The sequence below is a fragment of the Streptomyces sp. NPDC032721 genome (genome assembly GCF_055579625.1).
This window is the reverse complement of sequence record NZ_JBVIMX010000009.1, coordinates 66,908-80,728: the sequence shown is the minus strand read 5'-3', so window position 1 is coordinate 80,728 and position 13,821 is coordinate 66,908. Positions and strand designations below refer to the sequence as shown.

The following is a 13,821-nucleotide window of genomic DNA, read 5'->3' as shown; positions in this document are numbered from 1 at the left end:
GGTCCGCGCGTACTAGTGGGGGACCGGGCACACCCCGGTCGCTGCCACGGTGTTGTAGCTCGGCGCCGCAGAGCGGGCCGTCGTGTTGCTGCCGAGCTGCCTGAGGATCTCGTCCGACAGCAGGTCCTGCTGTCCCTTGAGCGCGTCGGCGACCGTCGCGGCCTTCGGGAAGACCATCTCGGCGGCGATGTTGTCCTGCACGATCCGCGCGAGGTTGTCGAGCGCGGTGAAGATCGGGTCCGCCGGCGGCTCCAGGCCGGGCAGGTCGATCAGGTGGGTGGCGACCTTCGCCGCGTTCATGCAGTCCTTGAGGATGATGGTGTTCTGGTTGAGGACGCTGGTGGTCCACTGCGACAGCACCACGCAGTACAGGTCGGCCCAGGCGGCCTCGCCGACCTTGGCGCGCCAGGTCTTCATGATGCTCTGGACGCCCGAGATCTGAGCCTGCGAGGCGTGCTCCATGTTGACGCGGATGTCCGGGTAGATGCTGCCGGAGAAGGCCTCGAAGGACGCCATGTCGAACTTCTTGGCCGCGATCGAGTCGCTGATGAACTTCAGACCGCCGTCGATGATGTTGCCGCAGGACGTGGTCAGCGCTGCGGGCAGCCCCGCGGAGGGGAGCTGGCGGCGGGCCGTGACCAGCTTGTCGGCGTACGCCTGCAACGGCGCGATCCATGCGGTGGAGGTGTCGCTGTTGAACGCCACCATGACGAGGTCATGGGGGTCGATGCGGCCGGCGTTGGGCAGGTTCGGGACCTTGTCCGCCAGGTACGAGGCGATCACCGAGAAGATGCCGAGCGGCACGTGAGCGATGGACTTCGCCAGCTCGAACGTTGCCGGTACGGGGTTGCTGGACTCCTGGCCGCTCGTGGTCACGAGGGTGAAGCGGCCGCCCTTGGCGTCGTTCTGCACGACGACCACCGGGGCAAGGTGCTTGATCAGTTCTGCTTTGAGCGTGGCGTAGTTGGTGCGCATGCCCGCGTTGACGGCGAGCATCGACGCTCGCGCGGTCTGCTGGCTGACCGCCTCGACGGCTGCGGCGTCCGCGCCGTCCGCGACAGTGGCCGCGGAGCTGGGGGATGCGGAATAGCCGAGCAGAGCAGCGGTACCGATGCCGGTCGCGCTGCCTATGAACCCTCTGCGGGTAGCCATCTTCGTTTTCTCCATGAGGTCTTGCTGATCGAGGTTGTGCTGATCGAGGTTGTGCTGAGCTTTTTGTGGTTCTTCTTGGATGGGGGGATCGCATGCATGGGGGGACCTTCAAACTGCGGGGGGATGGGGGTGTGGGGGAGAGTGCGCGAAATGGCGCACCATTCGGCGGGAGAAGGAACCGGAAATTCCTTCGCCCGCCGAAAACTGTGGGATGCGAGAGCTACTTCTTGATGTCGCTCTGCTTGGGCACCACGACGCCGAAGCGGTCCTGGATCGTGGCCAGTGCGGCCTCGTGGACCTGCTTGGCGGGAATGCCCCGGGGGTTGCCCTTGACCGGCAGCGGCCGGGTCGCGGAGGCGTCGCCCACCACGGTCGGGTTGTAGCCGTTGTAGACGGCGCCCTCGGTGGTGAACAGGGTGCACATGTGCGTCATGAATCCGGCGATGATGACGTTCTTGCGGCCGGTCTTCTTGAGCTCCGCGTTGAGCGTGGTGTCGTGGAAGCCGTTGGGAACGGCCTTTTCGACAATTGCCTCGCCCTTGGCCGGCTTCAGCGCCGGAATGATCTGTCCGGCCTTCGACTTGAGGTCGTAGCCCTTTTCGACGATGTGGATGACCGGAGTGTTCGCCTTGCGGGCGCGCTCAAGCAGCGCCTTGGTGTTGTCCACCGCCTTGCGCCAGTCGGTCAGTTCCATCGTGCCGCCGGTGTAGACGTTCTGGTAGTCGACCAGGACCAGCGCCGCGTCGGAGAGCTTCGCCGGGGTCTCGTCGAGCTTCATGAGCTGGCGCAGCGTGGTGGTGTTCTTCGCGTGGTTCTGCTCGGCCGACGGCGACGGCTTCTTGTCCTGCCGGTCGGAGTTGGTGGCGGCCTGGGAGCTTCCGCCGCACGCGGTGACGGTGGCCGCGAGCAGGGTGGCGGCCCCGAGGGCGACGAGCGTACGCAGCGGCTTCATCAGACGATCTCCTTCTGGGTGGCGACGACCCCGTACAGGTCGGCGATGGTGGCGAGAGCAGCCAGGTGCACCTGGGCGGCGGGTACGTCGACGCCCGCGACGGGCAGCGAGCGGGTGGCGGTGGCGTCGGAGGCGACGGTGGGGCGGTTGCCGTTCAGGAACGCGCCCTGCGCGGTGAACGCGACGCACATGTGGGTCATCCACCCCGCGATGACGACGTCCTGGCCCTCCTTGAGGTGGCTCGCCAGGTCGGTGCCGACGAACGCGTTCGGGACCTGCTTGACGACGACCGGCTCACCGTCGACCGGGGCGACCTTCGGGTGGATCCGGCCGATCTCGGCCCGGATGTCGTACGGGGTTCCCTCGCCGCCGTCGTTGATGACGTGCACCACCTTGGTGCCGGCCGCACGGGCCCGGACCAGCAGCTGGGCAGCGGCGTCGAGCGACTCCTCCCAGCCGTCGAGCTCCATCACACCCTGGGTGTAGGTGTTCTGGAGGTCGATCAGGACGAGCGTCGACTCGGCCAGCTTCGCGGGCTCCTGGTCGAAGCCGTTGAGCTCGCGAAGTGTGGTCCTGGACATGCGTGTACCGCCTTTGCATCACAGAGAGAGACACAGCCCGCCGCGTCCGGTTCAGGTGCTTCCGGGGCTGTGATCATCACGCTATGAGGCTGCCGCGGTGTCGGCAATGACGTCTAACATGCAGAAACCGACGTCGAGTTGGGTGGGTGTCCGTTCCCGCACCCCCGCGTCGGGAGGGGCTGCGCACCTGCCCGTGGGATGATCTCCGAGGTCGGCAGCGTGCCGCCCGTGGGAAGGGGGCCATCGCATGGCCGCAGGATTTTCGGCGTGGAAAGTCAACAAGCAGTACGCGGTGAACGACCGCACCGCCCTCAACGGCAAGCACTACCTCTGCCTGGTGGCGCACAAGTCCAACTCGGCGAACAACCCCAAGAGCGCCCCGAAGCTCTGGAAGCGGTACGAGACCTGACAGGGCCTGGGCAGCGGGCGCAGTCGCGCTACTGCGCTGCCGCCGCGAGCCAGGCGTCGGCGATCAGCCGGTGGCCGAGCGGGCTCGGGTGGACGCCGTCCGGGGCCAGTTCCGCCGCCTCCGTTTCCCGCGCCGCGCGGGGCAGGACCAGGTCCGCACGTACGACCTGGGCCCCATTGCCCCGAGCCGCCCGCAGGACGGCGTCCGTGCGCGGCAGCAGATCGTCGAACCAGCCCTCCTGCTCCGGGGTGACCGGCAGCAGGAAGGGAGTGATGACGACCAGCCGGGCGGCGAGGGTCCGCGCCGCGTCCGCCAGCAGCCGGTCGAGGCACGCCTCGAACTCGTCGACCGGGCTGGGCAGCCCCCTGTCGAAGCGCCGCCAGGTGTCGTTGATGCCGATCTTGACCGTGAGCACGGTGGGACGGTGCTCCGTGACGTCGGCGGCCCAGCGGGCTTCGAGGTCGTACACCCGGTTGCCGTTGAGGCCCTTGTTGATGACCCGGGGGAGGGGTCGCCGTCCCTGAGTGCCGGGTCCGGCCCCGGCGCCCGCCCGGTCGTGCAGGGTCCGCGCGATCTCGTGGACGTAGCCGTTGCCGAGCGAAGCGGAGTCCGCCCGGTCGCGGCCCGCGTCGGTGATGGAGTCACCGATGAACAGGAGCGTGTCGTCTGGCTCGATCTGCATGGCTGCCGTTCTGACGTCGTGGGCGGGTTGTCGTGCGCGATGGCCTGTCGGTCAACTACGTCTGATCGTACGGACGTTGACCTGCTGCGTGCCGCAGTGTCCCGGCCTCCCGGCCCAGTACGGCGGGGTCCTCGCCCGGTACGAACTCCAGCAGCGCCTCGATGCCCCGGCCGTCCACCTGGCGGAGGGCCGCGGCCCACAGGTCCGCCCGTTCGGCCAGCGGCAGCCGGGTGTTGCCCGGCCACCACGAGAAGGCGTGCACGGCACTGACCCGGTCGCCGAGCTCGGCGAGCCCGGCCAGGGCCTCCTCGTCGGGGACGTCGAGCGGCGGCTGCCAGTAGGTGCGCACGTTCTCCGCGCCCACCTCCTCCAGCAGCCGTACGGTCGAGGCGACGGTGTCCGTGAGCGTTCCCCCGTGGAACTCCGTCGCGAGCTCCAGCCCGTGGTCGGCGGCGATCCGGCCCGCCTCCCGCAGACCCGCCACGGTCGTGCGCCGCGCATCCGGCGAGGCGGCCGCCGATCCGGTTCCGCCCGCCCACACCCGTACCCGCCCCGCCCCGAGGAGCACCGCCGCCCGTGCGACAGCCGGGAATTCGGCCAGTTCGCCCGGGGTGGCGCGGAAGTACGAACCGTACGAACAACAGTCGAGCCCGAACCGGTCGGACACCTCACGGACCGCGCGCACGGTGCCGGGTTCCCCCGGCGGCGCGTGTACGTCGGCTCCCCACTCGACCACTTCCAGCCCCGCGTCGGCGGCGCACCGCGCGACCTCGGCGGCGGGCAGCCGGCGGAAGGTGACCGAGCACAGGCCGAGCCTGGTCGGAACGCCGTCCGCCACGCCCGCCCTCTTCCTCTGCTCGACCTGCTCGACCTGCTCGACCTGCTCGCTCTGGTCGATCTGCTCGGTCACCGAATCCACCTTCCTTTCGTTCATGCCGCGTTCGGGCCCACGTCCGCAGTGGTGAGCGGGCGCCGGAGCGCGGGAGTCGTCGCGTACTCGTCGGCGCCTATGTCGCGCGTGCTGCCCCGCTGGTCCCCGTCGATGTCATCGGCCACGGCCGGGCTGCCCAGCGTGGCGGCGCCGATCGCGGGGCTCGACGACGACAGTCGCAGGACACCGTCCTGCCCCGCGACGAGCCGGGGATCGGCCCGGGTGAAGCCGCCGGAGGGGATGTTGCCGTTGGCGGCAGCGCCCCAGAGCATGTTGGACTGCCAGGTGAAACCGGAAGTGGCCCCCATCGCGACGAGGCTGCCCGAGCCGCCGACCAGCAGGTTGTCGGCGACGACCACGTTGCGCGGCTCGTAGGTCCGGGTCTCGCCCACGAGCGTTTTGGCGTTGTTCAGCAGGGAGTTGTGCACGATCACCGCGCGGTCGACGGCGTCGTTGCCCTTCCTTTCCGTGTCCGACTCGCCCGAGTGGTGGTCACGCGTGGATCCGCTGCCGATCACCAGGGCACTGCCCGACAGACCGCTGAGGTAGTTGTTGACGATCAGGTGGTCGTTTCCGTAGAGGCGTATGCCCTCCGTGCCGTCGAGCAGGTAGTTGCCCTCGACCCGGTTGCGGTTGCCGTGCCGCAGCACGATCCCGCCGAGGCTGTCGCGGACGGTGTTGTACCGGACGGTGCTGTCCGAGCACTTCACCGAGATCGCCTCGGGGTCCCCGTCGCAGCGCTCGAAAAGGTTGTACTCGACCTTCGCCTTGGCACCGGACAGCGCCCGGCCGCTGGCGCCGAGCCGGATCGGCTCGCCGCCGTTGTCCCCCGTGAAGCTGTGGTCGGAGAAGTAGTTCCTGAAGATCTGTACGTTCTGCGCCATTTCGGTCTTGCGGGACTCTTCGCTGGGGCCCTCGACGACGAGGAAGACACCGAGGGTGGTCTTGTGGTGGAAGTGGTTCCTGTCGATCTTCGTGTCGTTCGCCCGCACGACGACCCAGTGCTTGTCGCCGGTGTCCGCGAGCTGGAAGTCGTTGCGGGTCAGCCGGATCGACGAGCAGCTCTCGGGTATCTCCAGCGTGGTGCTCTGGCGGAAGGCGAAACCGCTGATGGTGATGTTGCTCGAATTGCTGAGGACGAAGCTGCGTTCGCCGCGCAGTACGACACCGCCCCTGGTCTTCGCGACGATGGTGATCTGCGCACTCGTACCGGCCTTGCCGGAGATGCTGATCGCGCCGCCCGACGGCACGGTGTACGTGCCGTCGGCGACGACTATCCGGTCACCGGGTGCGGCGCCGTTGATCGCGCTCTGGAGCTGGGCCAGGGACGAGACGGGTATGTCGGCCGCCGATGCGCTGCCCGACAGCGAGGTGGTGAGGGGGACGGCGGCGAGTGCGGCCACCGCGCTGCTTCTGAGGAACGTGCGTCGTTGCATGGTGCCTCCTGGGGGGGGGAAGTCGCGGGCGGGGACTCCGCGCCGCCGGGTAAATGGAGGAGGTGCTGCTCAGCGGGCCCGAGGGCCGACGTCCGCCGTGGTCAGCGGCCCGCGCCTCGGCGCGCGGCGGGAGTATTCGTCCGCACCCACGTCGCGGGACCAGCCGCGCGGCTGCCCGTCGATGTCGTGGGAGATGCGCGGCCACCGGAGGGTGCCGGCGTCGATCGCCGGGCTGTCGGCGGCCGGCCGGACGATGCCGTCCCGGCCCGCCACCAGCTTCGGGTCGGTACGGGTCCCGCCGCCCGAGGGGATGTTGCCGTCGGCGGCCCCGCCCCACAGGAGGTTGCCCGACCAGGTGAAACGTACGGTGTTCGCCATCGCGACCAACTGGCCCGCGTCCGCCACGAAGAGGTTGTCGGCAACGGTGACGTCACGCGGCTCGTGCGGGCGCTGGCTCTCCCCGGAGAGCGTGCTCCCGTTGTTCACCAGGGTGTTGTACGCGATGAGGACCCGGTCGGCGGCGTCGTTGCCGCGCCGCGCCTCGGGCGTCTCGCCGGGCACGTGGTCGCGCGCCGAACCGCTGCCGATCACCAGGGCGCGGCCGGACAGACCGGCGAGGTGGTTGTTGACGATGCGGTGGTCGTTGCCGTAGATCCGCACGCCCTCCGTGCCGTCGAGCAGGTAGTTGCCCTCGACCCGGTTGCGGTTGCCGTGCCGCAGCACGATCCCGCCGAAGCTGTCGCGGACGGTGTTGTGGCGAATGGTGTTGTCCGAGGACTTCACCGAGATGGCCTCGGGGTCCCCGTTCGCCCGCTCGAACAGGTTGTACTCCACGACCGCGTGGGCGCTGGTCAGCGCGCGCGGGCTGACGCCGAGCCGGATGGGCTCGCCGCCGTTGGACCCCGCGAAGCTGTGGTCGGAGAAGTAGTTGCGGTGTACGTGGACGCGCTGGGCCATCCCGGCCTCGCCCGCGCCCTCGATGCCGAGGTAGATGCCGAGCGTGCTCTTGCCGTGGAAGTGGTTGTGGTCGATCTCGCTGTCGTCCGCGCGCACCATCAGCCAGTGCAGGCCTTCGACGTCGGCCAGCTGGAAGTCGTTGCGGGTGAGCCTGATGTGCGAGCAGTCCGGCGGGACGTCCAGGGTGGTGCTCTGGCGGAAGGAGAAGCCGCTGAGGGTGATGTGGCTGGACCCCTCGAAGACGAAACCCTGCTCGCCGTTGAGCACGACGCCGCCGCAGGTCCGGGCCGCGATGGTCACGGGCGCCCACTTGGTGCCCCGCTTGTCGCGGACGGTGAGGGGGCGTCCCGGCGGGACGGTGTAGGTGCCGTCGGCCAGGACGATCCGGTCACCCGGGCGCGCCCGGTCGATCGCGGCCTGGAGCTCCTCCAGCGAGCGGACGGTCGCCGAGGCCGCCGATGCCTGAGGGGCCGCCGGTGCCGCCGGTGCCTGCGGAGCCGCCGGTGCCGCCGTCGCGCTCGCGGTCAGCGCCCCTCCGACCGGGCCTGCGGCCAGCGCCACCCCGGTCGCGGTGCCTATGAGGAACGTGCGTCTTTGCATGATGCCTCCGTGAGGAAGAGTTCGATGACGGGTACGGGGGTGTCCGGGCGCCGGACCGGGATCTGGAGGGTGAGCGTCCCGGCGGGCTGTCCGCCCATCTCGGTGTTGACCGCCGGCCGGTCCGGATCGATGTGCACCTGGACGATCTCGGACGCGTCGTTCAGCAACTGGGCGTAGCGCACCCGGCCCGCGAGGCCCGGCAGGTGCAGATGGCGCAGTGGCCAGGCGAACAGGTGGACGTAGAGCCGGTCGCCGCGCTGGGTGTACCGGCACTCGGAGGGGGCGGTGTACGCCGACGGGCCACAGCCGCGTACCGACCTCTCGTGCAGCTCCATCCACCGCCCGATCTCCCCGAGGGTCCCCGCATCGCGCGGGTCGAGCTCGCCCCGGCCGTTGGGGCCCACGTTGAGCAGCAGGTTGCCGCCCTTGGACACCCCGTCGACGAGCATGCGGATCAGCAGGTCGGCGCTCTTGTGGTCGAGGTTGTCGCGGTCGTACCCCCAACTCCCGTTGAGCGTCTGGCAGGCCTCCCAGAGCACCGGGTGCCCGTCCTGGGTCATCGGGCCCGAGGGCTGGTACTGCTCGGGGGTGACGAAGTCGCCGGGCAGCCCGGTCCTGTCGTTGACGAGTACGTGCGGCTGGAGCTCGCGGACCATCTCCAGGAGCTTGGGGGAGTCCCAGTCGTCGGGCCCCTTGCCGCCCCACCAGGAGCGTCCCGCGTACGAGAAGTCGAAGAACAGGTAGTCGACGCGTCCGAACGACGTCAGCAGTTCGCGGACCTGGCCGTGCAGATACGCCTGGTAGTCGCGGATGTCCCGGCCGGCGTGGGCGGCCTTGAACTCCTCGTCGTCGCGCTGCGGATGGGTGCCGTCCACCGGGAAGGACGGGTGGTGCCAGTCGATCAGCGAGTAGTACAGGCCGACCTTGAGCCCCTCGGCGCGGCACGCCTCGACGAACGGGCCGACGAGATCACGGCCGTACGGGGTCTTGGTGACCTTGTACTCGGTGAGGGCGCTGTCCCACAGGCAGAAGCCGTCGTGGTGCTTGGCGGTCAGGACGACGTACCGCATCCCGGCGGCCTTGGCCGACCTGGCCCACTGGACAGGGTCGTAGCGGTCGGGGTCGAAGTGGTCGAAGTAGACCTGGTACTGCTCGTCGGTCAACTCCTCCCGGTTCTTGACCCATTCGTGCCGGGCGGCGAGGGAGTACAGGCCCCAGTGGACGAACATGCCGAACCGGTCGGTGGTGAACCAGGAGGTACCGGGGGTGCCCTCGGGGACGTCCCCGGGGGCGGTGTGCGGGGTCATGCGGAATCGCTCCTTGGATCCTTGAGAACGGAGAACGGGGGCTCAGCCCTTCAGCGCGCCGGAGGACAGACCACTGACGAAGGAGCGCTGGAAGAACAGGAAGACGATCACGGACGGCAGCAGGGCGAGCAGCGCCGCGGCCATCACCACGCCCGGGGTGACGTCGGGATCGATCCGCAGGGTCCGCAGCGCCAGCGGCAGCGTGTAGGAGGACGCGTCGACGGAGACGAGGAGGGGCAGCAGGTACTGGTCCCAGATCATGGTGAAGCCGAACACCCCGATGACCCCCAGCGCGGGCTTGCACATCGGCAGGATGATCTGGAAGAAGATCCGCAGGTCACCGGCCCCGTCGATACGGGCGGCCTCCTCCAGCTCCCTGGGCACGTCCCGCATGAACTCGGTCATCACCAGGATGGAGAACCCCCAGGCGCCCAGCGGGACGATCATCCCGGCCAGGGTGCCGATGAGGTTGAAGTGCAGTACCGGCAGGTCGGCCAGGATCAGGGACAGCGGGAGCGCCAGGATCTCCTCGGGCAGCATCAGCGTCGCCAGGATGGCGACGAGCACCAGCGTCATCCCGGGGAAGACCTTCCTGGCCAGCGCGTATCCGGCCAGGACGGACACGGCCACCTGGAGCAGCAGCCCGAAGCCGACCACGAAGAACGAGTTCAGCAGGTACGCGAGCACGCCCTGGTCGAAGGCGATGCCGAAGTTGTCCAGCGTGACCCCCGAGGGGATCACACTCAGCTGGGTCGGGTCCTTGACGTTGCCGAAGGCGCTGACGAGCAGGGCCAGCAGCGGCCCGCCGAAGACGACCAGGGCCAGCAGGTACACGACGGTCTTCAGGACCCGTCCGCCGACGCTGCGACTCTCGGTCAGCCCCAGCGCGGTCTCCGTTGATGCGCTCACTTGCTTTCCCTCCGCCGCAGCAGTTGGACGACGACGGTCAGGATCAGCGTCGCGACGAACAGCAGGACGGCTCCCGCCGCGCCGACGCCGAGCCGGTTCTGTTCGAGGCCGAGCTTGTAGATGAGGGTCATGACGACCTCGGTGGAGCCGTCGGGCCCGCCGTTGGTCAGCAGGAACACCTCGGTGAACACCCGCAGCCCACGGATCGCGGCGAGGATGAACAGGATCGAGAACACCGACCGCAGCCCGGGCACCGTCACGTACCGGACCCGCTGCCACCTGGAGGCGCCGTCGACCTTGGCGGCCTCGTACAGGCCCCGGTCGACACTCGTCAGACCGGCGAGGAAGATCATCATGTCGTAGGGGGCGCCCCGCCAGATGCCGGTGAGCATGACCGAACCCATCGACGCGTGGGGGTCGTTGATGAACCCCGAGGGACCGAACCCCACCAGCCCGAGCAGGGAGTTGAGCATCCCGTCCTCGGTCGGGTGGTACATGATCCGCCACAGTTCGGCGACGACCGCGATGGGCACCACCACCGGCAGGAACACCGCCGAGCGTACGAAGCCCAGCCGGCGGCTCTGCCCCTCCATCAGCAGCGCGAGGGCGAGGCCGAGAACCATCGAGCCCGCCGTCTGTCCGGCGGCGAGGACGACGGTGTGCCAGGCGGCCTCGCGGAAGCCGTGGGACTGGAGGATCGTGGAGTAGTTCTCCGCGCCGACCCACTTGTTTCCCAGGTAGGGCTGAACCTCCTGGAAGGACATGGTCAGTGCGCTGAGCATGGGGATGAACTTGAAGTACAGGAAGAGCAGCAGCGCGGGAGCGAGGAACAGCCAGGGCGTCCACCACCGGCCCGACCTGCGCCCGTTCTTCCGGGCGCCGGGGACCCTCGGGCCCCGGCGGCCCGCTGTGCCGGGGGCGGGGCCGGCCGCCGGGGGAGCGGCCGGATCAGCCTGGTCGAGGCTCATGACGCGGCGATCCCCTGCTCCTTGAGGATGCCGGCGAGCTGCTTGTCGAGCTCGGCCAGCTTGGCCTTGGTGTCCAGGCCGCAGTCGGCCATCAGCGCGTTCACGGTGTCCGCGGTCGCCTGCCGGACCGGGGTCCAGTTCGGGACGGAGGGTGCGTAGCGCCCGGTCTCCTGGTAGATGTCGGCGAAGGCCTTCCAGCGGGGGTCGGGGCGGACCTGGGAGATGTTCACCGTCTTGTTCACGGGGAGCTGTACGACGAAGCCGGTGTCGCCCTCCATGCCGATCTTCTGGCCCTCGGGGGAGATGGCGAAGTCGACGAAGGCGTCCTGCCCCGCCATGTTCTCGGAGCCGGCCATCAGGTAGACGGAACCGCCCTCGGCGAGGACGGTGGCGTCCTTCGGTCCCTTGGGCATCGGCACGACCTCGTACTTGTCCTTGCCGAGCGTCTCGTCGAACCGGGGGAGCATGTACGGGCCGACGACGTACATGCCGGTCTTGCCCGCCTCGAACGTCTCGTTCGTCGGCGGGGTGTCCATGGTCACGGAGCCCGGCTGGACGGCCTTGGCCGTGCAGCCGAGGTCACGGAACCACTGCATCGCCTCGACGGACGCCGTGCTGGTCATCGCCGGCTTGTAGGTGCCCTTGCCGGACTCGGTGATGAAGTCCCCGCCCGCGGCCCACAGGAAGTTGGAGAAGTACCAGGAGGCGTAGCCGCGCTTGGTGGAGAGCGGGGCGGCGAGCCCCGCGGTGTCCTGCTTGCCGTCGCCGTCGGGGTCCTGGGTGGTGAAGGCCTTGGCCATCGCCGCGAAGTCGGCCCAGGTTTTCGGTACTTCGAGCTTCAGCTTCTGCCGCCAGTCCTTGCGGATGAGCAGCGCGGACGCCTGCGCCGAGTACGGCAGTGCGAACTGCTTGCCGTCCACGCTCTTGCCGGAGTCCAGGCCCCGGGCGATGAGGTCCTTGCTGTTCTTGACCTTGCCCAGGTCGATCTCCCGCAGCAGGCCCTGGCTGTTCATCGCGCCGAGCTGCGTGACGTCGTTCATCACGAGGTCGGGAAGGTTCTTCTGCGCGGCCCGCTGCTGCAGCTTGGTCTCGAAGTCGTCGAAGATGGCCGTGACCTTGACCTTGAAGCCCGTGGCCTTCTCGAAGGCCTTGGCGAGCCGGAGCGTTCCCTGCTCGCCCGGTCCGCCCGGCTTCGTCCTGGTCCAGAGCTCCAGCGGCGCTTTGGTGTCCTGCTTGGCGTTCACGCCCGCAGGCCCTGAGGTACAGCTGGTGAGGACCAATGCCGAGGCGAGAAGACCCGCACCGATCCATCGCAATCGCTGCATGACAACTCCCGTTTCGTGGCTGCCCAGTTGGTATAGAAAGCGCTTGCTCGGACCGTAACGGGGTCGGAATCAGCGGTCAATACTCCGATGAATATCAAAATTCCCGGAGACGGCGAAAGATTCGCCGGACCTGTCTTTCCGTGCCGCCGCATGCACAAACCGACTCCGGCAAGGCATTGACCATCTTTGGAAATTGCTGATAGGAGAGGTGGTTCGAGCGCTCATGGAAACGATCACCGCTCTCCGGGGCGGATGCCGAGCACTCTGATCGCCGTCTGACCGGCGAGGACCGGACATACGTGATTCCGTCGATCGCATTCCAGTGATCCGATGTATGGTCCCTGCGAGTCGCCTGACGCGAGGGGTCAACAAACCGCGTCGGCCCGCGACATCCATTCCGGCACTCGCCCACGAAACCGACCGGACCGCACATCCGCCGAAGGCCCGTTGGGCGGCCGGCCGACGGGCCGCCGGAGAAGCAACAGAAGCCACAGAAGCCAGAGAACAGGCAGAGGAGAAAACCCGCATGAATGAGCCCGGCACCGTACCGACAGCCCTGCTGGTCATGGAGGAAGAACGCCGCGCGGATGTCTATCCGCCCGAAGTGATCGCCGGAATAGGTGAGTTGGTGCACTGGCAGGGACCGCCCCGTACCCACCAGCAGCTCGCCGACGACTCCTCCGTACTCGCCGGGGTCGACGTCCTGCTCACCGGGTGGGGTGCGCCCGTCCTCGACGCCGCCCTGCTGGCACACGCCCCCCGCCTGCGCGCCGTCCTCGTCGCGGCGGGATCCGTCCGTCACCTGACCACGCCCGCCTTCTGGGAGCGCGGCATACCGATCGTCTCCGCGGCGGCCGCCAACGCCGTCCCGGTGGCGGAGTTCACCCTCGCCCAGGTCCTGCTGGGGCTGAAGCAGGTGCACCGCATCGCACGGGACGCGGCGAGCAGCCGCAGCTTCCCGCACGACGTCGCGGTGCCGGGCGCCTACCGGTCGCGGGTGGGCCTGCTGGGGCTCGGGCACATCGGGCGGCTCGTCGCGGACCACCTCGGCCGCTTCGACCTCGACGTCTGCGCCACCGACCCCGTCGCCTCCCCGGAAACCGCCCAGCAGGCGGGCGTCCGGCTCGTCGGCATCGACGAACTCTTCGCCACCTGCCACGTCGTCAGCCTCCACGCACCGCTCCTGCCCGAAACCCGCGGCACGGTCGGGGCGCGGCTGCTGAACTCCCTGGGGCCGGGCGCGACGCTGATCAACACCGCACGCGGCGCACTCGTCGACGAGCCGGCCGCCGCGCGGGTGCTGCGCGCCAGGCCCGACCTCACCGCCGTACTCGATGTCACCCACCCGGAACCTCCCGCCCACGACTCACCTCTCTTCGACCTGCCGAACGTGGTCCTGACGCCCCATCTCGCCGGTGCGATGGGCGCGGAACGCCACCGCCTCGGCCTGCTCGTGCTCGACGAGCTCCGCCGCTTCACCCAGGGCGCCCCGCTCCAGCACGCCATCGACCCGGTCCACGCGGCCACCTTGGCCTGACCCGGTCCCGGGCCGTACGCCAGGCACGACAGGCGTACGGCCCAGGGCGACCCAGGAAGGTGCGGCCGGTGCACG

At 69.1% G+C, this 13,821-nt stretch carries 13 protein-coding genes; 2 read left to right on the top strand and 11 right to left on the bottom strand.

Annotation, left to right across the window (positions count from 1 at the left end; genetic code table 11):
• Nucleotides 1-12: 12 nt before the first annotated feature.
• From ACZ5PB_RS19875 to ACZ5PB_RS19865, 3 genes are all read right to left on the bottom strand, one after another.
• Nucleotides 13-1,152, bottom strand: a complete 1,140-nt coding sequence (locus ACZ5PB_RS19875) for a hypothetical protein (RefSeq protein ID WP_468692820.1) — start codon at nt 1,150-1,152, stop codon at nt 13-15.
• Between the two features lie 220 nt (nt 1,153-1,372).
• Entirely contained in the window at nt 1,373-2,104 is a 732-nt protein-coding gene (locus ACZ5PB_RS19870) for a cysteine hydrolase family protein (RefSeq protein WP_468692818.1), read from the bottom strand.
• Entirely contained in the window at nt 2,104-2,685 is a 582-nt protein-coding gene (locus ACZ5PB_RS19865) for a cysteine hydrolase family protein (protein ID WP_468692817.1), read from the bottom strand. Before ACZ5PB_RS19865 ends, ACZ5PB_RS19870 begins: the two co-directional genes overlap by 1 nt.
• Before the next feature lie 247 nt (nt 2,686-2,932).
• Between ACZ5PB_RS19865 and ACZ5PB_RS19860 the strand changes: the two genes are divergently transcribed.
• A complete protein-coding gene (locus ACZ5PB_RS19860; RefSeq protein ID WP_468692815.1) occupies nt 2,933-3,094 on the top strand; it encodes a carbohydrate-binding protein in 162 nt (53 codons plus the stop codon).
• A 28-nt stretch (nt 3,095-3,122) separates the two neighbouring features.
• Here ACZ5PB_RS19860 and ACZ5PB_RS19855 read toward each other — a convergent pair whose 3' ends face one another.
• The 8 genes from ACZ5PB_RS19855 to ACZ5PB_RS19820 all read right to left on the bottom strand — a co-directional run bounded on the left by ACZ5PB_RS19855 (nt 3,123) and on the right by ACZ5PB_RS19820 (nt 12,209).
• Nucleotides 3,123-3,776: a GDSL-type esterase/lipase family protein gene (locus ACZ5PB_RS19855; RefSeq protein ID WP_468692813.1), complete on the bottom strand. Its 654-nt coding sequence runs from the start codon at nt 3,774-3,776 to the stop codon at nt 3,123-3,125.
• Nucleotides 3,777-3,831: 55 nt separating this feature from the next.
• Complete coding sequence (locus ACZ5PB_RS19850; RefSeq protein WP_468692812.1) at nt 3,832-4,686, bottom strand: sugar phosphate isomerase/epimerase family protein; 855 nt, start codon at nt 4,684-4,686, stop codon at nt 3,832-3,834.
• Nucleotides 4,687-4,706: 20 nt separating this feature from the next.
• Nucleotides 4,707-6,143 (bottom strand): polysaccharide lyase 6 family protein, encoded by a 1,437-nt coding sequence (locus tag ACZ5PB_RS19845; RefSeq protein WP_468692811.1) that lies wholly within the window; start codon nt 6,141-6,143, stop codon nt 4,707-4,709.
• A 69-nt stretch (nt 6,144-6,212) separates the two neighbouring features.
• Complete coding sequence (locus tag ACZ5PB_RS19840; RefSeq protein WP_468692810.1) at nt 6,213-7,700, bottom strand: polysaccharide lyase 6 family protein; 1,488 nt, start codon at nt 7,698-7,700, stop codon at nt 6,213-6,215.
• Complete coding sequence (locus ACZ5PB_RS19835) at nt 7,676-9,007, bottom strand: alpha-L-fucosidase (RefSeq protein ID WP_468692809.1); 1,332 nt, start codon at nt 9,005-9,007, stop codon at nt 7,676-7,678. The genes ACZ5PB_RS19840 and ACZ5PB_RS19835 overlap by 25 nt, the downstream gene beginning before the upstream one ends.
• Nucleotides 9,008-9,049: 42 nt before the next feature.
• A complete protein-coding gene (locus ACZ5PB_RS19830) occupies nt 9,050-9,916 on the bottom strand; it encodes a carbohydrate ABC transporter permease (RefSeq protein WP_468692808.1) in 867 nt (288 codons plus the stop codon).
• A complete protein-coding gene (locus ACZ5PB_RS19825; protein ID WP_468692806.1) occupies nt 9,913-10,884 on the bottom strand; it encodes a carbohydrate ABC transporter permease in 972 nt (323 codons plus the stop codon). Before ACZ5PB_RS19825 ends, ACZ5PB_RS19830 begins: the two co-directional genes overlap by 4 nt.
• Nucleotides 10,881-12,209 (bottom strand): sugar ABC transporter substrate-binding protein, encoded by a 1,329-nt coding sequence (locus ACZ5PB_RS19820; RefSeq protein ID WP_468692805.1) that lies wholly within the window; start codon nt 12,207-12,209, stop codon nt 10,881-10,883. Before ACZ5PB_RS19820 ends, ACZ5PB_RS19825 begins: the two co-directional genes overlap by 4 nt.
• Before the next feature lie 526 nt (nt 12,210-12,735).
• On the opposite strand from ACZ5PB_RS19820, the gene ACZ5PB_RS19815 reads away from it, so the two are divergent.
• Nucleotides 12,736-13,746 (top strand): hydroxyacid dehydrogenase, encoded by a 1,011-nt coding sequence (locus ACZ5PB_RS19815; protein WP_468692803.1) that lies wholly within the window; start codon nt 12,736-12,738, stop codon nt 13,744-13,746.
• Nucleotides 13,747-13,821: the final 75 nt, after the last annotated feature.

Bases quoted from the DNA above. Each gene is read 5' to 3' on its own strand.
- ACZ5PB_RS19840 (WP_468692810.1), bottom strand. From the start codon at position 7,700: ATGCAAAGACGCACGTTCCTCATAGGCACCGCGACCGGGGTGGCGCTG.
- ACZ5PB_RS19875 (WP_468692820.1), bottom strand. From the start codon at position 1,152: ATGGCTACCCGCAGAGGGTTCATAGGCAGCGCGACCGGCATCGGTACC.
- ACZ5PB_RS19865 (WP_468692817.1), bottom strand. From the start codon at position 2,685: ATGTCCAGGACCACACTTCGCGAGCTCAACGGCTTCGACCAGGAGCCC.
- ACZ5PB_RS19815 (WP_468692803.1), top strand. From the start codon at position 12,736: ATGAATGAGCCCGGCACCGTACCGACAGCCCTGCTGGTCATGGAGGAA.
- ACZ5PB_RS19845 (WP_468692811.1), bottom strand. From the start codon at position 6,143: ATGCAACGACGCACGTTCCTCAGAAGCAGCGCGGTGGCCGCACTCGCC.
- ACZ5PB_RS19820 (WP_468692805.1), bottom strand. From the start codon at position 12,209: ATGCAGCGATTGCGATGGATCGGTGCGGGTCTTCTCGCCTCGGCATTG.
- ACZ5PB_RS19835 (WP_468692809.1), bottom strand. From the start codon at position 9,007: ATGACCCCGCACACCGCCCCCGGGGACGTCCCCGAGGGCACCCCCGGT.
- ACZ5PB_RS19870 (WP_468692818.1), bottom strand. From the start codon at position 2,104: ATGAAGCCGCTGCGTACGCTCGTCGCCCTCGGGGCCGCCACCCTGCTC.
- ACZ5PB_RS19860 (WP_468692815.1), top strand. From the start codon at position 2,933: ATGGCCGCAGGATTTTCGGCGTGGAAAGTCAACAAGCAGTACGCGGTG.
- ACZ5PB_RS19855 (WP_468692813.1), bottom strand. From the start codon at position 3,776: ATGCAGATCGAGCCAGACGACACGCTCCTGTTCATCGGTGACTCCATC.
- ACZ5PB_RS19825 (WP_468692806.1), bottom strand. From the start codon at position 10,884: ATGAGCCTCGACCAGGCTGATCCGGCCGCTCCCCCGGCGGCCGGCCCC.